Annotated in this window: 15 protein-coding genes; 2 read left to right on the top strand and 13 right to left on the bottom strand. The window is 63.4% G+C overall.

The annotated features are described in order from the left end of the window. Window positions 1-304: 304 nt before the first annotated feature. Window positions 305-730: a hypothetical protein gene (locus I7X13_RS12675; RefSeq protein WP_198075770.1), complete on the top strand. Its 426-nt coding sequence runs from the start codon at window positions 305-307 to the stop codon at window positions 728-730. A gap of 29 nt (window positions 731-759) precedes the next feature. Here I7X13_RS12675 and I7X13_RS12670 read toward each other — a convergent pair whose 3' ends face one another. Further along, the gene (locus tag I7X13_RS12670; RefSeq protein ID WP_198075769.1) at window positions 760-2,271 is read right to left on the bottom strand and encodes an OmpA family protein; all 1,512 of its coding nucleotides are present in this window, start codon (window positions 2,269-2,271) and stop codon (window positions 760-762) included. A 227-nt stretch (window positions 2,272-2,498) separates the two neighbouring features. Between I7X13_RS12670 and I7X13_RS12665 the strand changes: the two genes are divergently transcribed. Next, complete coding sequence (locus I7X13_RS12665) at window positions 2,499-3,143, top strand: sce7726 family protein (RefSeq protein ID WP_198075768.1); 645 nt, start codon at window positions 2,499-2,501, stop codon at window positions 3,141-3,143. Between the two features lie 47 nt (window positions 3,144-3,190). Here the strand turns inward: I7X13_RS12665 and I7X13_RS12660 are convergent, their stop codons facing one another. From I7X13_RS12660 to I7X13_RS12605, 12 genes are all read right to left on the bottom strand, one after another. Further along, complete coding sequence (locus I7X13_RS12660) at window positions 3,191-3,958, bottom strand: GDSL-type esterase/lipase family protein (RefSeq protein ID WP_198075767.1); 768 nt, start codon at window positions 3,956-3,958, stop codon at window positions 3,191-3,193. 8 nt (window positions 3,959-3,966) lie between these two features. Beyond that, a complete protein-coding gene (locus I7X13_RS12655) occupies window positions 3,967-5,427 on the bottom strand; it encodes a glycoside hydrolase family 30 protein (protein ID WP_198075766.1) in 1,461 nt (486 codons plus the stop codon). 196 nt (window positions 5,428-5,623) lie between these two features. Next, entirely contained in the window at window positions 5,624-7,807 is a 2,184-nt protein-coding gene (locus tag I7X13_RS12650) for an RICIN domain-containing protein (protein ID WP_198075765.1), read from the bottom strand. 213 nt (window positions 7,808-8,020) lie between these two features. Further along, on the bottom strand, window positions 8,021-9,469 hold the full coding sequence (locus I7X13_RS12645) for a glycoside hydrolase family 30 protein (protein ID WP_198075764.1): 1,449 nt from the start codon (window positions 9,467-9,469) through the stop codon (window positions 8,021-8,023). 78 nt (window positions 9,470-9,547) lie between these two features. Then, entirely contained in the window at window positions 9,548-10,657 is a 1,110-nt protein-coding gene (locus tag I7X13_RS12640; RefSeq protein WP_198075763.1) for a T9SS type A sorting domain-containing protein, read from the bottom strand. A gap of 62 nt (window positions 10,658-10,719) precedes the next feature. After that, window positions 10,720-12,075: a glycoside hydrolase family 30 protein gene (locus tag I7X13_RS12635; RefSeq protein WP_198075916.1), complete on the bottom strand. Its 1,356-nt coding sequence runs from the start codon at window positions 12,073-12,075 to the stop codon at window positions 10,720-10,722. A 123-nt stretch (window positions 12,076-12,198) separates the two neighbouring features. Further along, entirely contained in the window at window positions 12,199-13,467 is a 1,269-nt protein-coding gene (locus tag I7X13_RS12630) for a sugar MFS transporter (RefSeq protein ID WP_198075762.1), read from the bottom strand. Between the two features lie 227 nt (window positions 13,468-13,694). Then, a complete protein-coding gene (locus tag I7X13_RS12625) occupies window positions 13,695-15,182 on the bottom strand; it encodes a RagB/SusD family nutrient uptake outer membrane protein (RefSeq protein WP_198075761.1) in 1,488 nt (495 codons plus the stop codon). 30 nt (window positions 15,183-15,212) lie between these two features. Further along, on the bottom strand, window positions 15,213-18,671 hold the full coding sequence (locus I7X13_RS12620) for a SusC/RagA family TonB-linked outer membrane protein (protein ID WP_198075760.1): 3,459 nt from the start codon (window positions 18,669-18,671) through the stop codon (window positions 15,213-15,215). A gap of 66 nt (window positions 18,672-18,737) precedes the next feature. Next, on the bottom strand, window positions 18,738-19,757 hold the full coding sequence (locus I7X13_RS12615; protein ID WP_198075759.1) for a FecR family protein: 1,020 nt from the start codon (window positions 19,755-19,757) through the stop codon (window positions 18,738-18,740). Window positions 19,758-19,928: 171 nt separating this feature from the next. Beyond that, the gene (locus I7X13_RS12610; protein WP_198066425.1) at window positions 19,929-20,519 is read right to left on the bottom strand and encodes an RNA polymerase sigma-70 factor; all 591 of its coding nucleotides are present in this window, start codon (window positions 20,517-20,519) and stop codon (window positions 19,929-19,931) included. A gap of 332 nt (window positions 20,520-20,851) precedes the next feature. Next, window positions 20,852-23,509 carry a GDSL-type esterase/lipase family protein gene (locus I7X13_RS12605; RefSeq protein ID WP_198075758.1) on the bottom strand — a complete coding sequence of 886 codons (2,658 nt, stop codon included), beginning with the start codon at window positions 23,507-23,509 and terminating at the stop codon, window positions 20,852-20,854. Window positions 23,510-23,564 lie beyond the last annotated feature (55 nt).

Raw genomic sequence — 23,564 nt, 5'->3', positions numbered from 1 at the left:
CCCGTCCGTGGTGCGCGCTACCGCAACCGTTTTCAAATCTCAAAGGTTAGCAACTGCGCGTTTTGACAGCCATACTCCTTCGCCAGGCAGCTTTGTGATGCCGATGTGAACGTAAGCGGTGCATAGTGTCAACTAAATCAGCTTCAACTGATTTCAATGGTTGACCTTGGCTGGCCCCGTGCCAGCAGCCCGCCCTGTGCCCAACGCATCGAGAATGTGAAAGAGCCGTACGCAGTTGAAACAAAACAATTTACGGGGCATCTTCACTTTGAATAGCCGACGAGCCCACCTACTGATTTCTGCCATGATTCTTTGCTCCCTTCCCGATGCCGACGGCAGCCGTTGCACCCTTTCGCAAGAGCCCGAGGGATGGCTGCGTGCTACCTGGCGCGGCTTCGTCGACACGCAGGAGGCCCTGCGCGGGGCCGATACCTACCTGCGCATCCTGCAAGGCTTGCGCAACCCCTGTCTGCTCAATGACAATGTGGCGCTGATGGGCCCGTGGTTCGATTCCATCGAGTGGCTGGAGCGCGTGTGGGTGCCGCAAGCCGCCACCATGGGCCTGCGCTACGTGGCCCACGTAGTGCAGGCCGATTCCCTGTCCGATATCCTCACCGTGCATTTCAACCACGGGGCGGCCGGCACGTTGGAACTCCAGATTTTTCAGCAGGTGCCCGAGGCCGAAGCTTGGCTGCGTACCTGCCAGCTGGCGCCGAAATTCAGTGCCTGAATGCAGTGGCCGTAGGGGCCCGCGGGTGCCTACTTGTGCACCACCCGGATGCTGACGCGCCGGTTGAGGGCGCGGTTGGCGGGGGTATTGTTGGGGCGCACGAAGTATTTGGGGCCGTAGCCTTTCGATTGCAAGCGGTTGACATTCACGCCCATGCTGGCCAGCGTGAGCATGGCCGCCCGGGCGCGGTCTTCGCTGAGCTGGTAGTTCACCGTGGCTTCGCCAGTGCTGTCGGTGTAGCCCCCGATTTTGACAATAGACCGCGGAAACGTATTGAGGATGCTGGCAATATTGCCCAATTGCAGCGCCGACTCGGGCGTGAGCTGGGCCTTGCCGGTTTCGAAATTGATGCGGTCGAAATTAATCCAGCCCTTGGTCCGGTTCACCGAATCGACCTGGAAAGCGGGCGAGGACAGGAAGGTATAAAGCCGGTTTTCGGTCGAATTGGCCCCCACTTTCTGGGTGGTGCCGTCGGCCAGGGTCAGCACGATGGGCTTGCCGGTATCGTAGATGTAGGTGTCCCGGTCCTGGTCGTAGCGGCCGTTGGGCTCGTTGCCGATGGCGGCCGGACGAGCTGTTGTTGCCGGGCGGGCGGCCACATTGGTCGCGGTGGCCGGAGTGCGGGCAGGCAGCACTTCAATGGGCCGGCTTACGGTGGCCGGGGCGGTCCGGGCTGCGGGCATCGTCGTTGCGGGAGCAGGAGCGGCCGCCTCGGCCGGCACGGTTTCAGGAGCTGGGGCGGCGACCGTAGCGGCAGCGGGCGTCGCGGTAGCCGGTGGCGGGCTGGTTGCCTCCACCAGATTGGTAGCCGCTACTGGCTGCGGAGCCCGGTCTGGGGTGCTGTGACCAAAAAAATACCCCAGGCACACGGCCAGCAGCAGCAGCCCGCCCCACTGCCAGTACGGCGACAGGCCGCTGCCCGGGGCGGCCTCCGCAGCTGGTTCGGCCCAGGTGGCAGCGGGTGCGGGGGCCAGCGGTGCTGGTTGGGGAGGCTGGCGGCGCAGGCCTTGCTCGGTAGGCAGGGGCGGCACGGCACCAAGGGCCGAAGCCGGCAGCATGGCCGCCGCAATGGCTTCTTTCTCGGCGTGCAACCAATAAACGAAGTCGGTGGGAGTGAAGGCTTTTTCGGTGGCGGCGTGGCCCAGCACGCCCAGCACGGCCGTGGCGGCTATTTGCAGCAGCGTGTCGCTGGCCGAGGGCCTGATGGCGGCCCCGGCGGCAATGCGGCTCACGGTGCTGCGGTAGGCGCCGTCCAGCAGGTCGAGCAGCAGGTTTACGCCCCGCTCGTAGCGGGCGGCCGGGGGCAGGTTTGCCAGCTGCTGGAGCACCTGGGCCGCGTCGGCTTCGCGCACCAGTTCCAGCAAGCCTTCGGGCGTGAGGCCGTGGCCCACTCTTTCCGACAACTCATTCAGCACCAGCGGAACCGACTGGCTTAGCGCGTGTTCGACATTGGGCGCGGCTTCGTCCAGGCGCAGGCCGAGCCGGGTAATGGTTTCGCGGGTGAAGCAGTAATTAACTGATTCGATTACAGTGTTTTTCATAATGATATAATTATTCAGAAAACTGATTAAGCCACACCATCCCCAGCCACCAAACCACCTCCTGCCGCGCTCGAAGCGCCGGCCCCGGCGCGCATCAATTATTACCCCGGTACAACTATTTCGTGGCTAAACAAAAATAGTAAAATTTATTTATAATTAATATTATAAATATTAAATGTGATTAAAGTTTACCTGTTGCGTGCCGGGAAGCTATTTTTGGGGTTGCCATGAACGACCCGGAAATTCGCGCCCTGCTCTACCCGCTGTTATTGGGCGGTGTGCGCATCGATGAGTTGCCCACCGGCACCACGCGGGCCGACGTGGTGCATATCACTGAGCATTTCATGCACGGCTATGAGGTGAAAGGCGACGGCGACACCCTACAGCGCGTGGCCAACCAGCTGCGCTGCTACGGCGAGGTCTATGATTTCGTCACCTTCATCGTCACCGAAAAGCACCTGCCCAAGCTGCTGCTACTGCTGCCCGAGTGGGTGGGCGTGCTGGTGGCCTCGGCCGGCGGGCTGCACCCGCACCGCGCCGCCGGATACAACGCCACCGTGGAGCGTGCGCCGCTGGCCAAGCTGCTTTTACTGGAAGAAGTGAAGCAGTTTTTGCTGGCGCGGGGCCTCACGGGTGTGAGCACGCTGCGCAGCCGCGAGGTCAGCAACTTCCTGCGCACCACACAGCTGGTGCCGCTGTCCAGCCTGGCGCAGTACGTGCGCGAGCGCCTCATTGCCCGTCTGCCCGAGCGCCTGCTCATGCGGGCCGAGCGCAAGGCCGAGCGGGAGCGGCTGCCGCCCCGCCGCAAAAAAGCCCGGCCCAAAGCCAAAAAGAAGAAGCCAGCCGGGCGCAAAAAAGCCAGTGCCGCCTAGCAGCTGGGAGCTGCCGGGCGGCACTGGCGCATGGATTGGGAAGGAGGCTATTTCTTCTTTAAAGCAGCGGCAACCGCTTGGTTTAGCAGGGGTTCCATCACGCGGTAGCCGGTCAGGTTGGGGTGCACGCCGTCTTCGCCGTAGGCTTTTTTCAGGCCGTTCTGGTCGTCTTTCAGGGCGGTGTGCATGTCGTAGTACACGAGGTGGTGTTGGTCGGCGTAAGCCTTGATTTTCTTATTAAGGGCCAGGATTTTGGGGGCAGGGTTCAGGCCCTTGCGCCACCAGAAATCGGTGCTGGGGGCCACCGCGCCCAGTACCACGCGGATGCCGTGGGCCTGGGCCAGCTCGGTCATCGTCATGATGTTGTTCATGGTGACCTGGGGGCTGTAAGGGCCGTTGTTTTCGGCCACGTCGTTGGTGCCTACCAGGATAACGACAACGGCCGGGTGCAGGTCAATCACATCGGCGCGGAAGCGGACCACCGTCTGGCCCGTGGCTTGGCCGCTGATGCCCCGGCCCACATACTCGTAGGTTTTGCCCCGGAAAAAGGCCGAATCTTCCTTCACCCAGCCCTCGGTGATGGAGTTGCCGATGATGACCACGCGGGGCCGGCCGGGCGTGGGCGCGGGCAGGCGCTGGTTGGCGGCGGCGTATTTCTGGAGGTTGGGCCAGTCGTTGTGCAGCAGGTATTCCTGGCGCTGGTGATAGGCCTCGTCGGCCGCTTTTTTAGCGGCGGCCGCATCGGTGGGCTGTTGGGCATGGGCAGTGGTGCTGGTGAGCACCGCCACGAGCAGCAGTAAGAATGCTGATTTCATGGCGAAAACTAATCAACCACCAGCGTCATGATGGAGTGGGCGGCGGCAGTGGTTTTCGCGCCTTGCCCGCGCATCCAGAGCTGGAATTCCTCGGGCTTGTCGGTCTGGTTCATCACCACCACGGCCACGCTGCCGTCGGGGTTGCGGTAGGCGGTGGTTTGCAGAGCGTCGCGGTTTGAGGAGGCGCTGATGCGCTTGGCGCCGGGCCGGATGAACTTCGAGAAGTGGCCGATGTAGTAGTAGGCGCTGGTATAAATGAGCTTGCCGGCCTTGGTATCGGCGATGACGGGCGCGAAGCAGAAGTTGCCGACGTGATTCGGCCCGCCGGTTTCGTCGAGCAGTACGTTCCAGTCGGTCCAGCCCACGGTGCCGGCGTTGAAGTCGCCAATCATCGAGTTGCCGTATTTCTCGCCCAGGGCCCAATCATTCACTTTGGCCATGTCGAATTTCTCCTTGCAGCCTTCCGTAAAAATCAGGTTGGTGTTGGGGAAAGCCTCTTTCACGCGCTTCTCGTTCTCGAAAAGCATGCTGCTGCCGGTCCAGGTTTCGTACCAGTGGTAGCCGATGCCCCACACGTATTTGGCGGCTTCGGGGTCGTCGAGCACGGTGCTGGCGCGCTGAAACAGCAGGTCGCGGTTGTGGTCCCAGGCAATGAGCTTTTTCGAGCCCAGCCCGCCCTTGGCCAGCGTGGGGCCGAGGTAGCCCTTGATGAAATCCCGCTCCTCCTCGCCGGTGTAGATGCACGACTCCCAGGTTTGGGTGGCCATGGGCTCGTTCTGTACCGAAAGGCCCCAGATGGGGATGCCCAGCTGCTCGTAGGTCTTAATGAACTTCACGTAGTAGTTGGCCCAGGCCTGGCGGTACTGGGGCAGCAGCTTGCCGCCGTGCAGCATGTCGCCGGTGGTTTTCATCCAGCCGGGTGGGCTCCAGGGGCTTACGTACATGGTAAGCTTGCCGCCAGCCGCCGCAATTACCTGCTTGATGAAGGGGATGCGGAATTGCTCGTCGTGCTTCACGCTGAAGGTTTTCAGCGCCTCGTCCTTGTCGGCCACGTAGGTGTAGCTGCCGCTCGAAAAGTCGGAGCTGTGGATGGTGGTGCGGCCCAGCGTGTAGCCGATGCCTCCCGTGGGGCTATAATATGCCTTGAGAAACTCCTGCTGCTGCGGTTTCGGCAGCTTGGCGAAGGTTTCAGCCGAGGCGTCGGTGAGCGCCCCGCCAATGCCGAGCATGGTCTGGAACGAGTGATTGGGGTCAACAAACACGCAGACCTGCGTTTCGAGCGGCTGCGCGGCGGGCGCAAATTTGAGGTCGCCGCCGGCCGCCAAGCGCTGGTTGCTGCCCTGCACGGTGGCGAAAACGTGGGCCGTTTTGCCGGCCGCCGAGTAGGTGGTGGAAGCTGCTTTCTGCGCGGCGGCCGGGCCGAGGCCCAGCGTCGAGAGGAATAGGAAGGACAGGAATTTTTGGTTCATTGGGAAGGGGAGTAGTGTAGGGTGCGGGGGTACCCCGCAAAGGCATCAGATATAAGAGTAAAGGTGGTGGAGCATTTGAGGTAGAAACGCAACATTTTGCGTCTCGTCGTGCGCGCCGTTCAGGTGTCGTGTGTTCGTACTGTTCAACGACGAGACGCAAAATATTGCGTCTCTACCTCACATAGTGGCTACTCAATTAGCGGGCAATGACTACCCGCTGGCTGAGCGGGCCGGCGGCCGTGAGCACTTTTAGCACGTACAGGCCGGGCGTGGCGGTGGCCGCATCGAGGCTGATGTGGTTGAGGCCGGCCCTGGCGGCCACAGCGGGCGGGGACAGGGCCACGCGGCCCAGCACGTCCACAAGCTGCACCTGCAGGGTTTCGGCCGTTTCGGCGGTGTAGTCGAAGTTTAGTTGCTGGCTGATGGTGGTAGGGTACACTTGCAGGCGGGTAGCGGCGGCGGGCCCGGTGGCGGCCAGGGCCGTGAGGGCAGCCGGACCCTGGTCCGAGAACCACCAGCGCTGGTTGTCGGCCCCGGTCCAGTCCCACTGCTGGGCGTTGGCGCCATCGGCCTGGGACGCGCTGGTTACGTCTAGTGCTTTGTTGCTGTATTTGTTGAGGATGCGGTAGGTGCCGTCGCTCTGGCGCTGCACCAGCCAAGCCTGGCTGTCGTTGCTGGACCAGTCCCACTGCTGGGCCAGGGCCCCGTTGGCGGTACTGGGGCCGGGTACGTCCAGCGACTTGTTGCTGAAGACGTTGACCAAACGAACGAAGCCATTACCCATGTCCACCGGCTTCCATTTCTGGTTGCTGCCGGTGGCCCAGGTGCGCTGCTGGGCCTGCCCGCCGTTGCTGGTCGAAGAACCCACGATTTCGAGGGCCTTGCCGCTGTGCTTGGCGCTGATTTCGTAGATGCGGTTCAGGGCAATGTCACTCGTGTTCCACTTGTAGGTGGCCAGCGCGCCGGCCGGCAGCGTGTAGTTGAACGACTGACTGTTCCAGCTCACCTTGAAGGTGTTGGAGGCGTTGCTATTGTTCAGGGCGATGAGGACTTTCGAGCCGTCGGGGTTACGGAAGGCCACGGTTTCGATGCCGCCGGCCACCGAATTGGAGCCCACGCGCACCGCGCCGGGGTCCACAAACTTGCTGGCGTGGGCCAGGGCGTAGTATTCCACGTTGCGCGTCACGGCCCCGGTGCTGCTGTTGATGGTGACCACGCCGCGGCAGTTGGTGCAGCCGCCGTTGGTGGGGCCGTTGTTCTGGTCGAGGGCCAGGTTCCATTCCAGGGCGCTTTTGGCCCAGTTGCGGGTGGTGCCGATGATGATGTTGGAGGCGTGCCACTTCAAATCGCCGGCGAAGCTGGAGCCTACCGAGCCCGAAATCTCGGTGAACCAGATGTCCTCGGCTGGGTAGGCGTTGTGGGTGGTGCTCTGGCCGCTCACGCTGCCCGCGTAGCCGTGGAAAGCCGAACCGGCCGCGTACTGCGCCGCCGTGGCGTCGGCAAAAACGGTGTTGGGGTAGCTGGGCTGGTCCCAGTTGTGGTCGTATACAATGAGCTTGGTGTTCAGCCCCGCCGATTGGAACGCGGGCCCGATGTTGTTTTTCAGAAACGCCAGCTGGTTGCCGGCATCCATGCGCATCGACATGTAGGAAGCCGCGAAAAGCGGCTCGTTTTGCAGCGTCACCGCGTAGATGGGCACGCCCTGGGCGGCGTAGGCCTGCACGTACTTCACGAAGTAATTGGCGTAGGCCTGGTAATAAGCCGTGTTGAGGAAATGGCCGTTGCGCAGCTCGTACGCGCCGCTGGCGGTGGGCTCCTTCATCCAGGCGGGGGCGCTCCACGGGGTGCCCAGGATTTTCAGGCTGCTGTTTTTGGCCCGGGCAGCTTGCAGCATGGGCACCAAATCCACTAGGTCGTTGGCAATGGAAAAGCTGCTCAGGCCCACGTCGGTCTGGCCCTGGGGCCGGTCGTCGTAGGTGAAATCGCCCTGCGCCGAAAAGTCCGACCCGCCCATGGTGTGCCGCAAAAAGCTCAGATGGATGCCGTTGGAGCTGAACAGGTCGTTCAGCAGGGCGTCGCGCTGGGCGGCGCTCATTTTCTGGTTCAGCAGGTAGGCCGAAGCGCCAGTCATGGATGCCCCGAAGCCGTCGATGGTCTGGTAGGTCTGGCTTTCGTCTACGGTGATGGTGGTGCCGGTGGCGGGTGTGCTGGCGCTGAAGCTGATGCCAGCCTGGGCCTGCAGCAGCTTGGTCTGGTCGCCGGTGGTGAGCCACACGCTCACGGGCTCGTTGGCCTGCGTGTGGGCCGGCCGGAGGGCCATAATGGGCAGCAGAATGCCGGCGGCAACGAGGGCAGAAACAGGTCGGTAAAGCTTTTTCATGAATTGTGGGAATTGGAAGTTGGAGAGAAATTCAGAAGAAAAAAGCCGGTGAAAAAGACCTGCTGCATACAGCATGGGCCAGCCCGGAATTAAGCAGTCAGGAGCGTTGCGAGGATATTATTATAAAATTAATTATTTGATTATCAATAAATTAAATTTAGATAAGGCCAAAAGAAACGGGCCTGGTAAATGTGCCCAGGCCCGTTTTTTAAGCTACCACACGTAGGTGCCGACGGAGCCGCCGGCCAAGGCCGAACTCACGGTCTTGCCCTTGAACTGGATGTTGAATTGCAGTGGGTCGGTGCCGGAATTGAGCACGACCAGTACTTTTTTGCCCGATGGTGTTTTGTAGGCCACGTTGGGCAGGTTGGTTGGCGTGTCGGTGTCGATGCGCACGGAGTTGGGGCGCACAAATTTGCTGGAGTGGGCCACGGCGTAGTAGGCCGGGTTGCGCGTCACGCTGTTGCCCGAGATGGTGACGGCGCCCAGGCATTGGGAGCAGCCGCCGGCGGTGCGGGGGCCGTAGCTGGCGTTGCTGGCCAGGTTCCATTCCAGCACATTTTTGGCCCAGTTGCGGGGCGCTCCGATTTCGAGCTCGCGCACGTGACCGGGGAAGTCGGTGAGCAGGTTGCCCGGGGCCTGGGTCCAGAACTCGGTGAAGTAGAGGCCCTTGCTGGGATAGGCGCTGTGCAGCTGGTCGAGGGCAGCCGAGAGCGAGCCGCCGTAGTTGTGAAACGCGGTGCCCTCCACGTAGGGGCGGGCGGCCGCATCGTTCAGCACGGCCAGCGGGTAGTCGGGCCGGTCGGGGTTGTGGTCGTAGGCAATGATTTTGGTGGTGATGCCGGCGGCGGCGAAGGCCGGCCCCAGGTTGTTCTTGATGAAGTTGGCCTGCTCGGCGGCGCTCATCAGCATGCTGGGCTCGTTATCGGGGTTCAGTGGCTCGTTTTGCAGCGTCACGGCGTCGAGGCGGATGCCTTCGGCGGCCATTTGCTGGATGTATTTCACGAAGTAGCGGGCGTAGGCGTCGTAGTACTGGGCCTGGAGAGTGCCGCCCCGCGCGTTGCCATTGCTTTTCATCCAGAGCGGAGCAGTCCAGGGCGAGCCCATTATTTTGATGCTGGGGTTGATGGCCAGAATCTGCTTGAGCACCGGAATCAGGTCGGTGCGGTCAGGGGCGAGGCTGAACTGCATCAGGCCGACATCGCCGGCTACGTCATCGTAAGTAAAAACCCGGTCGCTGAGGTCGGAAGCCCCGATGCTGAGGCGCAGGTAGCTCACGCCCAGCCAGGTGCTGTCGGTTGCGAAAAGCTCGCGCAGCAAATCGGCCCGGTTGGTGGCGCTCATGGCGTTGATGACCGTGGCGCTGCCCCCGGTGAGGGTGTAGCCAAAGCCGTCCATGGTCTGGTAAGCCTTGGTGGTGTCGACGTTGATGGTGGGGTAGGAGTTGGTGGGCGCGGCGAAGTTGAGCACCGTTTTCTGGCGGGCAAACAGGGCCGTGCGGTTGGTGTTGGTGAGCCAGAAGGCCACCTGCGACGGGCCGGTGGGCGTGGGCACCACCACGGGCGGGGTGGGGTCGGGGGTAGCTTCGGTTTTTTTAGAGCAACTCGCTCCGGCCAGCAATAATGCCGATAAGCACACGCCTAATAATGGAGTACGATTCATAACGGGGAAGTAGCGGAGCGGAAAAAAATAAAGCCGGCGGCCCCCGTTGCAGCGGGTGCCACCGGCTGGGTTAAATCATTATTCGACCACCACGCGGCGGCTGGTGAGCTGAGTGCCCACCTGCAGCTTCACGAGGTACGAGCCGGCGGCCAGCTGCTGCAGCGGGGCCAGGGCAGTGGTGTGAGTGCCGGCGGCTTGGTCGGCGTTCAGCAGGCTCAGCACGCGCTGACCCAAGGCATTGTACACTTCCACGCTCACGGGCTGGGTGCCGCTGGCCACGGTGTAGCTCAGGGTGCTGGCGCTGGTGAGGGGGTTGGGGTAGGCATTCAGGCCCAAGGCCTCGGCAGTGGCGGCGCGGTTGGCCAGCAGGCCGGTGCCTACCTGGTAGGTGTAGAACTGGTTGCCGGCGATGGTAGTGAAGTTGGGGTCGGTGCCGAGGTCGGTGGTGCGGCCGGCCACCTGAGGCAGCACGTCGGAGTAGAAGTCGCCGTTGTCGGCCACGTAGCCGGCCATCACGCGGAACAGGCTGCCGGTGGCCGCGCCGCCCAGCGAGCTCAGGGGATACTCCACCTCCCAGCCCGTGCTGTTGTTGGCCGTCACGCTGCCGCCGGCCGCGGTTTTGAAGGCTACTTTGGCCCCCACGAAGTTGGTGGTGGCGTCGGAAATGGTGAAGGTAGTGCCTTGCTTGTCAGCCGGCCCAAGGTATTTGTCGGGGGCTTTGCCGGCCGTGTTCAGGGGCAGGGTCAGGTCCATTTTGCTGTGGTAGGCGCTGAGGTCCCCACCGCCCAGGGGCGATGCTGTAACACGGAAGCCGAAGTCGGCCTGAAAGTCGAGGGTAGGGCGGTGGCGCAGCTGCGAGGACGCATCGTCGCCACCGGGCAGGCGGGTGCCGGCGGCCACACCGGTTTTGTTGGGCGCATCGAGGTAGAGCACGAGGGCGCTGTAGGAAGTCTGCTCGGGCGAGGCCACCACCATGATGTTGAGCGTGGTGGCGGTGGTGCCCATGTAAATGGCTTTCAAGCCCCGGTCGTTCACGGAGTGGGTACCGACGTAGGTGCCCAGCAGCTGGTATTTGCCCGTGCCGATTTCGGCCGCCGACAGCGTGCCATCGACGGTGAACTGGGCATGCGCGCTCAGGGAGCTAAGTGCGAGCGCGGCGAGAGCGGAAAGAGTAAGGTGCTTTTTCATGGGAATTTGGGAAAATGTGAAAAATGTGGGAATGTGTGAATTGTGGGTAATGGGTTGAAAATCTACCAGACGTAGGTGCCCACGGCCCCGGCGGGCAGCGTGGCCACCGCCTGTCGCCCGCCCTGGCCGATGTTGAAGGACTGGGCCGCTGCGCCATCGTTCAGCACCACCAGCACGCGCTGGCCGGTGGGCGTGCGAAAGGCCACGTTGGGCAGCTTGTCGGGCAGGGTGGAGGCGATGCGGACCGAGCCGGGCCGGGCAAACTTGCTGGCGTGGGCCACGATGTAGTAGGCAGGGTTGCGCGTGACGGCATTGCCGGCCAGCGTGATGGCACCCAGGCATTCGGTGCAGCCGCCGGGCGTGTGTGGGTTCTGCTGCGGGTCGGCGGCCAGGTTCCACTCCAGCACGGTGCGGGCCCAGTTGCGGGTGGCCCCGATGATGAGCGTGCGGGTGTGCCAGGCCAGGTCGCCAGCAAACTTGCCGGGCGCGCCAATCCACTGCTCGGTGAAGTAGACATTTTTCTCGGGGTGGGCGTCGTGCACCTTGCCCAGCGCCTCGATGGGGCCGGCGTACAGGTGGAAAGCCGAGCCATCGACGTACTGCGCCGCCTCGGCGTCGTTGAGGATGGTGAGCGGGTAGTCGGGCCGGTCGGCGTTGTGGTCGTACACGATGATTTTCGTGTCGACCTTGGCCTTGCGGAAGGTGGGGCCGAGGCTCTTTTTGATGAACTCGGCCTGCTGCTCGGCCAGCATCAGCAGGCTGGGGTTATTGCCGGGGTGCAGCGGCTCGTTCTGAATGGTGATGGCATCAATGCGAATGCCCTGGGCCTTCATCCTGGCGATGTATTCCACGAAATACCGGGCGTAAGCGTCGTAAAACTCGGGCTTGAGGCTGCCGCCTTTCGAGGCGTCGTTGGTCTTCATCCAGGTGGGCGGCGACCACGGCGAGCCCAGGATTTTCAGCTTGGGATTGATGGCCAGAATCTCTTTCAGCACCGGGATGAGGTGCGCTTCATCGGGGGCGAGGCTGAACTTGGTCAGCTCCGGGTCAGTCTGGCTGGCGGGCAGGTCGTCGTAGCTAAACACCTTGGCATCGAGGTCTGACGCGCCGATGCTCACCCGCAGGTAGCTCACGCCGATGTTGCTGCCCTCTGTGCCGAACAGCTCGCGGAGCAGCTTGGCGCGCTCGGCGGGGCCCATCTGGTGCAGCAGCTCGGCGCTGCCGCCGGTGAGGCAGTAGCCGAAGCCGTCGATGGTCTGGTAGGTTTTGGCCTCATCAACCTCAATGGTCGGGTTGGCATTCTTCGCCGCCGCAAACTTCAGCGTGCCGGCCTGGGGCTGGAACAGCACCGACTTATCGGCGGTGGTCAGCCAGGTGGCTACGGCCGCACCTGGGGGCATGCTTTTAGCTTTAGGCATACCTTGGGCCAGCGCGCCTTGCGGGGTGCCGGCCGCCAGCAGCGCCAGCAAAGCGGCAGAAGTAACGAAAGGACGGTGGGAATTGAGGAGCATAGATTAGAAAAAGCAGGAATTAGCCGGGGCCTAAACCGCCCGGCGCACGTGGCCGCGCAGGCCGTACCACACGATGTAGGCGTAGCAGAGCACTGGCAGCGCCAGCGCCAGGCGCAGCGAACTGGCATCGGCCATGAGGCCGAACAGGGGCGGAATAACCGCGCCGCCCACGATGGCCACGTTCAGCAGCCCGGAAGCTTCTTCGGTGTGGCGGCCCAGGCCGGCCACGGCAAGCGTGAAAATGGTAGCGAACATGATGGAGTTCATCAGGCCCACGGCCAGCAGGCTCCACATGGCTACTTCGCCGGTAGTGCAGGCCGAAATTGCCACCAGTACAATCGCGCCGATGCTGGTGAAAGCCAGCAGGCGGCCGGGGTTGATTTTGTTGAGCAGGTAAGCACCCGCGAAACGGCCCACCATGGCACCGCCCCAATAAAAAGCTACTTTGTCGCCGGCCAGTTTGGGGGCCATGTTCAGCACATCGGGCAGGCCGAGGTAGCTCACAATGTGCGAGCCGATGGCCACTTCGGCCCCTACGTAGGCGAAAATGCCCACCATGCCCAGCACCAGGTGCCGGTAGTTCCAGGCGCGGCGGCTACCGTCGTCGGTGGGGTCGGGTGTGTGGATGATGACGGGCAATTTGAGGAAAGCCAGCAGCAGGCTGATGAAAATCAGCACGCCGCCAATGCACAGGTAGGGCACCTGTACGGCGCGCACGTCGATGGCCTCGGCGGCGCGGGCAGCGTCGAGGTCGGGCAGGTGCGAGAGGATGAGGTAGGCGCCCAGCAGCGGGGCCACCGTGGTACCCAGCGAGTTGAACGCCTGCGTGAGCGTGAGGCGGGCCGGGGCCGACTCGGGCGGACCCAGCACCGCCACGTAGGGGTTGCCGGCTACCTGCAGCAGCACCACGCCGGTGGCCAGCACAAACAGCGCCCCCAGAAACAGCGGATAGGAGTGGCTGTCGGCGGCGGGGTAAAACAGGAAGCAGCCGGCCGCCGCCACCACAAAGCCCATCAGCATGCCGCCCTTGTAGCCGAGGCGGCTCACCACCTTGCCCGCCGGGATGCCCATCACGAAGTAGGCCCCGAAAAAGCACAGGTTAATCAGGTTGGCCTGGGCGTAGCTGAGCTGGAAAATGGCCTTGAGGTAAGGAATCAGAATGTCATTGAGACAGGTGATGAAGCCGAACGAAAAGAACAGCACCGTGAGCGCCGAGAGGGCCGGCGCATAGCGCGGCGCGGCAGTGCCGGCGGGCACGGCGGGGGAGGGGGTAACTGGCGCGAAAACAGGGGCAGCCATTGGAGGGGAGTTGTTGGGTGGGAGAGAAAGGCGAAGGGCCGTCAAGCTGAACGCCGGAAAGCGTTTCTAACGCTTCGTTGCAGCGAATGGATTACTCCTGCGGTAGCGATGCTTCGGTGCTGCCCAGCAAGACGGCCTTTTCACCATTCAAATAAAAATGTCGTTCCAGGGCAGGTACTCACTATTCCCACCATTTTCCCTGCCCCGAAACGACGACGCTGGCACTACTAGTAACCAGGGTTTTGCTGCAGCTGCGTGTTGGTGTTCAGCTCGCCCAGCGGGATGGGGAAGAGCAGATAATTAACGTCGCGGGTGCCGCGCTTCTGCGCAATCATGTCGAGGGCGGTGACGGCGTGCTGCACGGCGCTATTGGCCTGCGTGTGGCGGGCGTAGCGGATGAGGTCGAACCACCGCTCGCCTTCAAAGGCCAGTTCCAGGCGGCGTTGCTTGTCGATTTCGGTGCGCAGGGTGGCCTGGCTGGCGGCTTCGGGCGAGCTGGCGTCGAGGGGCAGCAGGCCGGCCCGCTGCCGGATGGGGTTCAGATAGTCGAGCACGGCCTGGGCCGGGCTGTTGAGCTCGTTGCTGGCCTCAGCGGCGGTGAGGTACACTTCGGCCAGGCGCAGCACGTAGTAGTTATCCGACGAGTTGAAGCCGCTGCCGTCGCTGCGCCATTTGTACACGAAGGGGCCGCTGTCGTCGGCTTTGGGGCCGCGGCCCTGCACGTAGCTGGCGTGGTTGCGGCCGGTATTCACGTTGCCCTGGTAGCTCCAGCGCTGGTCGTTGATGGTGTCCACCACCGAGGTCAGGTCCGTCGGCTGGGCGTTGCGGGTCACAAACAGCGTGGGCAGGTTGAATTTGGCAAACGAGTACGTGGCCGCCGGCAAGGGCAGCAGCAGGTCGGGCAGGGTGAAGGAGGTGCCGCCGTCGGCGCTGCCCGAAAACTGAATTTCGAAGATGGATTCGCCCTTGTTATCGGCTGGGAACAGCGAGTTGAAGCCTTGCAGCGAGTAGCCGCCTTTGCCACCCAGCACCAGCAGGGCAGCGTCTTTGGCGGCGGACCAGTTGCGCTGGGTGAGCTGCACGCGTGCCAACAGGGCGTTGGCCGAGCCCTTGGTGGCGCGGGCAGGGTTCACGTCGGCCATAAGGCCGGCCCCGATGGTCAGGTCTTCCACGATGCGGGCGTACACCTGGTCGGTGGCGGCGCGGGGCAGGTTGAGCACGGCGGGGTCGCCGGTTTCGGTGGGCTCCAGGCGCAGGGGCACGGCCCCATAGAGGCGCACCAGGTTGAAGTAGCTCAGGGCCCGCAGGAAGCGGGCTTCGCCCAGAATCTGGTCGCGGCGGGTGGCGTTCATGCCGGCCACGCCGGGTACGTACTTAATCACCGAATTGGCCCGGTTGATGGTACGGTAGTTGTCGCGGTACGCGTCGCCCACCTGGCCCGTCGAGGAGTTCCAGTTAATGTCGTCGAGCGCCCGCACGTCGTTGTTGTTGCTGGTGCAGTCGTCGGAGGGCATGTTGCCCACCAGGTTCAGCACCTCGGCGTAGCAGCCCTTGCTCTGCAGGCCGTCGTAGGCCGCCGTGAGGGAGGCTTCGGCGTCGGTGGCCGATTTAAAGAAGTTGGAGGGCGCGATGGTTGTCAGCGGCTCCTTGTCCAGCACGTTGCAGCTGGCCAGCAGCGACATCGCGAAAGCAGCGGGAATGAAAAACTTTTTCATGGGAATTAGAAGGCTAGGCAAACAAGCGGCTTAGAACGAGGCGTTGAGACCCACGGTGTAGGTGCGCGTCTGGGGGTACACCCCGAAGTCGCGGCCCTGGCCGGTGGTAGAGAAGGGGTCGGAGCTCACTTCCGGGTCGTAGCCCGAGTAGTGCGTCCAGGTTACCAGGTTCTGGCCGGTCACGTAGAGGCGCAGGTTGCTCAGGGCGGCGTGCTTGATGAGGCTAGTGGGCAGGTTGTAAGCCAGGGTCAGGTTTTTGAGGCGCACGTAGGAGCCGTCCTCAATGAAGCGGTCCGAGTAGCGGGCGTTGCCGTTGGGGTCGGCGGCGATGGCGCGGGGCACGTTGGTGTTCGTGTTGGTAGGCGTCCAGCGGTTGAGCACGCGGGTGGTCTGGTTAATCGGGTCGCGCATGCTTTCCAGCGCCTCCAGGTTCTGGTTGTAGATGTCGTTGCCGAAGCTGCCCTGGAAGAAGATGCTCAGCTCCAGGCCTTTGAAGGTGAAGGTGTTGGTCACGCCGGCAATCGACTTGGGGTTGGGGTTGCCGATAATCGTGCGGTCCTTGTCGTTGATGATGCCGTCGTTGTTCAGGTCACGGAAGCGGATGTCGCCGGGGGCCGTTTTGCCGGGGCTTTGCTTGGCGGCGGCGTCCACCTCGGCCTGGGTCTGGAAGATGCTCTGCACCTGGTAGCCGTAGAACACGCCCAGCGGCTGGCCGGTCAGCACGAAGCCGTTGCCGGATTCGAGGCGGCGGTCGCCGATTTTCCCGTCACTGTCCACCGCCTGGCCCAGGTCGAGCACCTTGTTGCGGTTCATGGTGAAGTTCAGGTTGGTGGTCCAGCCAAAGCCGTTGAGGGGCTGCACGTTGTTGGTAGTCAGGCCCAGCTCCAGGCCCTGGTTCTGGATGCTGCCCACGTTCTGCAGAATCCGCAGGTCTTCGGCGCCGGTGCTGGGCGGAATGCTTACCAGGAGCAGCAGGTCCTTGGTGTGTTTGCGGTACACGTCGGCCGTGAAGGTCAGGCGGTTATTCAGCAAGCCCAGGTCCAGGCCGCCGTTGTACTGGTAGGTGGTTTCCCACTTCAGGTCGTTGTTGCCGATGGCGCTCTGGGTGATACCCGGCGCTACCGTGATGCCCGTGCCAGGGTAGCTGTAGCCCACACCGTACTGCGAGAAGCGCTGGTAGGTGTAGAATTCCTGGTTGCCGTTGGCGCCAAAGCTGCCGCGTAGCTTCAGGTCCGATACCACCTTATTCTGGGGGAAGAACGGTTCGTTCGACACGCGCCAGCCCACGCTGGCGGCGGGGAAGTAGCCAAATTTGCGGCCATCCCGGAAGCGGCTGGAGCCGTCGGCCCGCAAGCTGAGCGAGGCCAGGTAGCGCTGCTCATAGTCGTAGGTGGCGCGCCCGAAGAAGCTGAGCAGGCCCCACTGGTCCTCGTAGCTGCTGGGCTTGTTGAACACCGACACGCCCGAGAGGAAGGGCACGGCGTTGGCGGCGTAGCCTTTGCCGCTGGCGCTGGACGTGAAGCGGTCCGAGGCCTGCATCGACTCGCCGGCCAGCAGCGTCAGGTTGTGCTTGTCGCCCAGGCTGGGGCGGTAGGTCAGGGTGTTTTCCTGCAGCCAGATAACCTGCTGGTTGGTGCCGGTGCGCCCGGAGCCCTTGTTGGCTTCGGCCGTGCCGGGGGCCGAGGTGCCGGGGTAGTCGCGGGTAATAAACTCGTTCTCAATCTGCGAGCGGAAGTCGATGCCGGCCGACGAGCGCAGGGTCAGGTTTTTAAGGATGTCCAACTCAGCATACACGTTGCCGATAACCTGGTAAATCACGGCCTTGTTGCTGGTTTCGAGCAGGTTGCCGATGGGGTTGTCGAAGTTGCGGGCGAAGGGGTTCACCGCGTAGGTGCCGTCGGGGTTGCGCACCGGCATGGTCGGAATCGAGGCCAGGGTGCCCAGCACCGTGCCCGAGCTGCCGGCGCCGTTCTCGCTGCGCGAGCTGTTGTTGTTGTTGGTGCGGCTCAGGTTGAGGCTGGTGCCGGCCCGGAAGCGGCTGCTCAGCTGCTGGTCGAGGTTGAGCTTGAAGGTGTAGCGGTCGAAGCCCGAGTTCAGGCTGATGCCATCTTGCTTGAAGTAGCCGCCCGACAGGTAGTAGCGGGTTTTATCGGTGCCGCCGCTCACGTTTAGCTGGTAGTTCTGAATGTTGGCCGGCCGGTACACCTCGTTTTGCCAGTCGGTGTTGGTGCGTACCGTGTCGGGGTTGTAGGCCGGCGACAGGCCCGCGTTGGTTTGCTCGTCGTTGTAGAGGGCGGCAAACTGCTTGCCGTTCAGCAAGTCCAGCTTTTTGCGAATGGTCTGGCGGCCGAAATAGGTGCTGAAGCCCACCGTGGCCTTGCCCACCTTGCCGCGCTTGGTCGTAATCACCACCACGCCGTTGGAGGCGCGCACGCCGTAGATGGCCGAGGCCGCGCCGTCCTTCAGCACATCAATGCTCTCGATGTCGTTGGGGTTGATGGCGTTGAGCGGGTTGGGGCGTTGAGCACCCACGGCCAGCTCCTGGTCGTAAGTCGGCAGCACCGGAATCCCATCAATCACATACAGCGGCGAGGCGTTCAGGCCGATGGTGGCGTTGCCGCGAATCCGCACGGTGATGCCCGCGCCGGGCGCGCCGCTGGGGGCCGATACCTGCACGCCGGGGGCCTGGCCCTGCAGCGCCTGGTCGAAGCCGGCCACCGGCTGGCGCTCGATGGCGGCCGAGTTTACCGAGGTGACGGCCGTGGTCAGTTCCTGGCGGCTCTGGGTGCCGTAGCCCACCACCACTACTTCGTTCAGGGCCTGCTGGTCGTCCTTCAGCGCAATGGCCAGGGCGCTGGTAGCACCGGTTACGGCCACTTCCTGCCGGGCAAAGCCCACCGAGCTGAACACCAACGTGCTGCCTTCCGGTGCGTTCAGCGAAAACGAACCGTCGGCCCCAGTGGTGGTGCCGATGGTGGTGCCTTTCACGAGCACCGTCACGCCGGGCAGGCCTTCGCCGGTGGCCGAAGTCACGCGGCCCGATACGGGCACGTCGGCGGCCGTAACGCCGGCAGCCGACGTTCTGCTGCCAGAATTGGCAACTACCTCCGGCTTGCTGATAATCAGGTAGTAATCGTCACGAATTTTTTTGAAGCGCAGGTCGGCCTGCGGCAGCACGGCGGCCAACTTGTTGTCCAGGGTGGTCACACCGGCCTGGGGCACCACGCGCTTGCTGCCCACCAGCGAGCTTTCGTAGAAAATGGTGACGTGGTGGTCCTTTTCCCACTGGTGCAGCAGGGTTTTCAGGGCCACACTTTCGCCCGCTACGGGGGCCGGAGCGGCGGGGGAGGCGGTAGCGGGCTGCTCCTGGTGAAAGGCCAGCAGCTGGGCCGCTGCCGGCATGGCGGAGGCTTGAAACACCAGCATTCCCGCCGTCAGGCAAGCCGGCAGGGCGTATTGCCGACGCAGATGCGTAATGGGTCGATTCATGGGGTTATGGGAATTTTGTGAAAAAGGTGGGTTGTAAAAGGGGGAGAAATTGGCGGGTTGCCAACACTATTTTGCAGCAGTGTTATCGGAGAGCACAATGCGGCCCGCCTCGCGGGTGGCCTTCAGGTGGAAGGTTTCTTGCAGGGCTTGGAGCAGCACTTCGAGGTCGCCCACGGGCACGGTGCCGGTCATGCGGCGCTCGCTGAGCTCGGGGCTGTTCACCACCACTTCCACGCCGTAGGTGTCCTGCAGGCGGGTGGCCAGCTCGGCAATGCTGGTTTCTTCCAGCACCAACTTGGCGTCTTTCCAGGCGGCGTAGGGGGCGGTGCGCACGGCCTTGTGCACGGCGGCCCGGGGCTGCGAGTCGCGGGTTTCGAGCAGCTCGCCGGGCTTCAGAATCACGTCGGGGCGCTGCTGGTCGTCGAAATCAACCCGCACCTTGCCCGATAGCAGTACCACCCGGGCCTGGTCGCGGCGGCGGTACACGGTGAACTTGGTGCCCAGCACTTCCACCGCAAAGCCGGCGCGGGTGTGCACCACAAAGCGCTGGTTGTTGGGCTGGTGCTTCACCGAGAAGTAGCCTTCGCCATCCAGCCACACCTCGCGGGGCTTGTTGGCGGCCCAGGAATTGGCGTAGCGCAGCGTGGAGTGGCCGTTCAGGGTGGCTTCGGAGCCGTCGGGCAGCTTAATGGTGTCGACCTGGCCGTAGGCCGTGGCCACTTCCTGCGGGGCCAGCACGCGCTGCGAATACAGCAGCCAGCCGCCGCCGGCCACGGTGCCGGCCAGCGCCGCGGCCGCGGCCCAGCGCTGCCACCGCGATGCGGCCACAGTAGCTGGCACCGGCGCATCAAAGCCCAGCTTCAGGTGCAGGGAGTTCAGCAGGGCGTCGTAGCTGGGCTCTTCGGCAGCCACGGGAATGCTGGCGGGCGCGGCGGCCAGGGCGTCCCAGTGCCGGCGCATCCAGGGCTCGGCCAGGGCTTGGTTGGTAGGTTCGGCCAGCCAGGCGGCTACGGCCTCGGCTTCGGCTGCCGTGGTGCGGCCGGCGAGGTAATTCTGGAAAAGGTCTTTGGTAACGGAAAAAGCCATGGGCTGCTGAAAAATGCGGGGTGCGAAATAGCTGGAAGGTAACAGCCAGTATCTCTGAGTGGTAGAGCGCGGGGTGAGTGTGGACTTACGACCAATCGGGGCGTAGTTCCCCAATCGTTTGCAGTAATACACCGCTAGCGCCTAGCACCCTTACTGGCTTCTGAAAAAAAATTAAGAATTGGCAATGGCCAGCCACAGCATCAGTGCCACGATGCTCTCGCCGTGGGCCTGGAAGTAGCCGCGTAGGAATTTCAGGGCCTGCGTCATCTGGGCTTCCACGGTTTTCACCGACAGGTTGAGCTGCTGGGCAATCTCGGGGTAGGAGAGGCCCTGCTGCCGGCTCAGGATGAAAATCTCGCGTCGCTTGGGCGGCAATTGTTCCAAAGCGGCTTGGTAGAGAGATTCAAGCTCCGAGAATTCTACCTCGTTGCCCACCTGCCCTGGGGCCAGGCCGGCGGTGTAGGTCTGGAAGCGGTTGCGCTGCTGCTGCCGCCGCAGCTGGTTGAGGATGGCGTTGTGGGCCGTGGTGAAGAGGTAGGCCTTCAGGGGCACGTCGTCGCGCAGCTGCTCGCGCTTTTCCCAGATTTTCAGAAAGCACTCCTGCACAATTTCCTCGGCATCGGTACGTGACTTGAGGTAGCCGTAGGAAAACCGGTAGACCAGCGCGCTGTAGTGCCGGAACAGGGCATCAAAGGCCCGTTCGTCGCCCTGATTGAGGCGGCGCAGGCAGTCCAGCTCCGAAAATTCGCGCGCTATTTCCACGCAGGGTCAGGGTAAAACACAGCTAAAATTAACAATCAGGCAATAAAGCAAAATATATGCGCGATAGTTCTGGGGCGGGCTGGGCGGCTGCCGCGTGGCTACCACCCACTTGGAGGTTCCAGCAGGAACTGGCCGGCGGCGCCGGGAACCGGCAGCACGCTAATCTTCTGCAAGATGCGAACCCCCGGGCTTCTCCAGCCAATCAGGCCGGCCAGGCGGAACCTGATTCCGCACGAAATCAGAAAAATCAACCATGCTCTGACTATTACGAAGACAAAAAAGAGCGGCTGCCCAGTCAGGCAGCCGCTCTTTTTTGTTAGAAAACGGGTTAGCTACTCCTGTTCCCGCACTACGCGCTTGTGCACCAGGCCCTCGCGGGTATTGAGCACCAGCGAGTACACGCCCGGCGCGAGGGCACTCAGGTTGAGGCGGCCGCTGGTGAGGCGGGTGGTGAGCACGGCCTTACCCAGCGCATCGTACACCACGGCCTGGGTGCCTTCCAGCGCCACGGGGCCCGCGATGGTAACGAGGCCAGCGGTAGGATTGGGGTAGAGGCTGAACTGGGCGGCGAAGGCGCTCTCGCGCACCGCCAGCGGGCCGCTGATGCGGGCCAGCGTGTTGGTGCTCTGGGCCAGGTTGGCGAGCGAGTCGGTAGTGGCCACGCGGCGGCCGTCGAGGGGCGCGTAGATTTCCAGGCTGCCTTTCAGGAGCGAATCGGCGGCCAGGGCCAGGATTTCGTCCTGGTTCATGCCCGCGCGGAAGAACATCCAGTCGCGGAACTGCACGCGGGTGGGAGCGGCGCTGCCGCCGAGGTCGAAGCGGGTGGGGCGCAGGCGCTCCTGCACGGTGCCTTCGCTCACGCTGTCGACGTAGAGCATGGTGGCGCCGCGGGCGTAGTAGTGCGTGAGCACCAGCTTGTGCCAGCGGTTATTAGTGACCGGCACCGAGCCCACAATGCTCCGGCCTTTGGCCGACTGGTACGTCACTACGCCGCCGCTGCTCACGCTGATGGTGCCTGCCGCGAGGCCCGCGCTGTCGCGGATTTCCACGAGCCGGCCTGCGCCGCCCGTTTTGAAGCGGATGGCCTGCGTGAAGGGATGCACGATTTCCTCGGGCACCATCCGGATAATGTTGGTGGCTACGCCGTTGGTCTTGGTGAGGGTGATGCCGTTGCTCACCTTGCGGCGGGGCAGGGGCTTGTTGGCACCAAGCGCATCGAACAGCGAGGGCACCAGAGTGTACATCAGCTCGGTATGGCCGAGGTCGTTGGGGTGCAGGGCATCCCACCAGTAGCCGGTGGCATAGCGGCCGTTGCCGTCGTCCACGCCGCCCAGCAGGTTCACGCTGGGTACGTTCCAGCCGTGGAGGAGCAGGTTCATCTGGCGCACAAAGGTGTACTGGGTGGCGGCGTAGTCGTTGCGGCCGTAGCCCAGGGCCACCACCGGCGTCAGGCCGTCGGTGCGGGCCAGACTGATGATGCGCTGCATGTTGGTGCGGAACTGGTCGAAAATTGGCTGCCCGCCGGTGATGATGCCCTCGTTGCCGAGCACCAGGCCCACCAGCACGTACTTACTGGCGGTGGGCAGCACGTCGTTATCGAAGCGGCCGAGCACGTCGATGGTGTTGTTGCCGGGCACGCCCAGGTTGGTGGTCACCCAGGGGCCGCCGGTGCCGGCGGTGGCGCGGCGCGTCAGCAGCTCCGAGTAGAGCGTGGTGTAGCCGCGGTTGCTGTTGGTCGAGCCCACGCCGGTGAGCACCGACGAGCCGATGAAGGCAATTTTATTAGGGTTCTGCGGGTAGTAGGCTTGCAGTAGCAGGTCGTCGAAATACACCGCGCCGGTGGCGGTGCCGGCCGCATTGCGCCACACGGCGGCCGCTTTCACGAAAGCCGTACCCGTGGGAATGGTGCCCACGGCTTCCAGCCGGGTCCAGGTATTAGTAGGCGAGGCGGCCACCAGCGAGTCGGATTTGAACCGGCCCAGCAGCGCCTGGGTGCTGCTATAATACAGCAGCTCCAGGTGCGCCGACTGGCTGCCACTGAGCGCACCAGTAGACGGATTGTAGAAGTAGCCGCTCAGCTTGTAGGCGTTCACGCCCGTGGTGGCGCGGTAGCTGATTTGCTGCTCCAGCCCCAGGCTGCCGCCCGTGAGCTGGGCCGCGTAGGTGCCGGCGTGTTTGGTGGCGGTGTTCACCGTGGCGGCTGCGCCGGTGCCGCGCGCCACCGTGGTCCAGAAGTTTAGGTTGCCCAGCTCGAAGCCGGGGTTCTGAAAGGCGTAGTTCACCACCGGCACGGTGCCGCGGCCCGGCACGATGTCGATGCGCATCAGATTGAGGTAGGCATACGAACCCACCGTTTTGCTCAGCTCCATGGTGATAACGCCGCTGCCGTCGGCCGAGAGCGTATCCGAATCGGTTATCGTGTTGTTGTTGCCGGCGTAGCCATTGGCGCCCACGTTGGGGCCGGTGGTGGTTTGGGTGATGGTGCTGGTGGTGGCCCCGGTGAAGCGGTACTGCGACACCCGCGTTTCGGCGGTGGCGTTGCGGCTACCAAACACGTGAAACACGTAGCGCTTGGTGGGGTCGAGGCCGCTGATGCGCAGCGTGCCCGTGGCCGTAGAGCCGGTGCCCTGCACGAAAAAGTAGTCCTGCGTGGCCGTGGCAATGGCGTATTGGCCCAGCAGGGCCGCGCTCGGGGCCAGCAAGCCGCCGGTGGCGATGCCGTTGGTGAGGAAGTTGGGCCCAACCTTCAGCTTAATGCCGGTGGCCGCGTTGGCCTTGTCCACCAGCCGGAAGGTGTCGGCCACGCCGGTATTGTTCAAGATGTTGTTCCAGTAGTTGCCGTTGGCATCGGGGCTGGGCGTGATGTTGCCGTTGGTGACGTCGTTGGGGCCGAAGTCGGCGTACAGTGAGCGCACCGGCACCGTGGTCTGGGCCTGCGCCGAGTCCAGGGCCAGCGCACTCAGGGCCAGAAGGATTAGTGGTTTTTTCATGCGAAAGGGTGGGTTTATAGTTATCAATTGCTAAGTGTCGAGAGTTGCTCGACAT

Origin of the sequence: Hymenobacter negativus (assembly GCF_016056375.1) — a bacterium.
Lineage (GTDB): Bacteria > Bacteroidota > Bacteroidia > Cytophagales > Hymenobacteraceae > Hymenobacter > Hymenobacter negativus_A.
Note: the sequence above shows the minus strand (reverse complement) of the source record. Positions and strands in the feature narration are given on the sequence as shown.

Excerpts from the sequence above, each read along its gene's own strand:
- I7X13_RS12620 (WP_198075760.1), bottom strand. The coding sequence starts at position 18,671 with ATGAATCGACCCATTACGCATCTGCGTCGGCAATACGCCCTGCCGGCT.
- I7X13_RS12675 (WP_198075770.1), top strand. The coding sequence starts at position 305 with ATGATTCTTTGCTCCCTTCCCGATGCCGACGGCAGCCGTTGCACCCTT.
- I7X13_RS12645 (WP_198075764.1), bottom strand. The coding sequence starts at position 9,469 with ATGAATCGTACTCCATTATTAGGCGTGTGCTTATCGGCATTATTGCTG.
- I7X13_RS12635 (WP_198075916.1), bottom strand. The coding sequence starts at position 12,075 with ATGCCTAAAGCTAAAAGCATGCCCCCAGGTGCGGCCGTAGCCACCTGG.
- I7X13_RS12615 (WP_198075759.1), bottom strand. The coding sequence starts at position 19,757 with ATGGCTTTTTCCGTTACCAAAGACCTTTTCCAGAATTACCTCGCCGGC.
- I7X13_RS12655 (WP_198075766.1), bottom strand. The coding sequence starts at position 5,427 with ATGAACCAAAAATTCCTGTCCTTCCTATTCCTCTCGACGCTGGGCCTC.
- I7X13_RS12605 (WP_198075758.1), bottom strand. The coding sequence starts at position 23,509 with ATGAAAAAACCACTAATCCTTCTGGCCCTGAGTGCGCTGGCCCTGGAC.
- I7X13_RS12665 (WP_198075768.1), top strand. The coding sequence starts at position 2,499 with ATGAACGACCCGGAAATTCGCGCCCTGCTCTACCCGCTGTTATTGGGC.
- I7X13_RS12660 (WP_198075767.1), bottom strand. The coding sequence starts at position 3,958 with ATGAAATCAGCATTCTTACTGCTGCTCGTGGCGGTGCTCACCAGCACC.
- I7X13_RS12640 (WP_198075763.1), bottom strand. The coding sequence starts at position 10,657 with ATGAAAAAGCACCTTACTCTTTCCGCTCTCGCCGCGCTCGCACTTAGC.
- I7X13_RS12650 (WP_198075765.1), bottom strand. The coding sequence starts at position 7,807 with ATGAAAAAGCTTTACCGACCTGTTTCTGCCCTCGTTGCCGCCGGCATT.
- I7X13_RS12625 (WP_198075761.1), bottom strand. The coding sequence starts at position 15,182 with ATGAAAAAGTTTTTCATTCCCGCTGCTTTCGCGATGTCGCTGCTGGCC.
- I7X13_RS12670 (WP_198075769.1), bottom strand. The coding sequence starts at position 2,271 with ATGAAAAACACTGTAATCGAATCAGTTAATTACTGCTTCACCCGCGAA.
- I7X13_RS12630 (WP_198075762.1), bottom strand. The coding sequence starts at position 13,467 with ATGGCTGCCCCTGTTTTCGCGCCAGTTACCCCCTCCCCCGCCGTGCCC.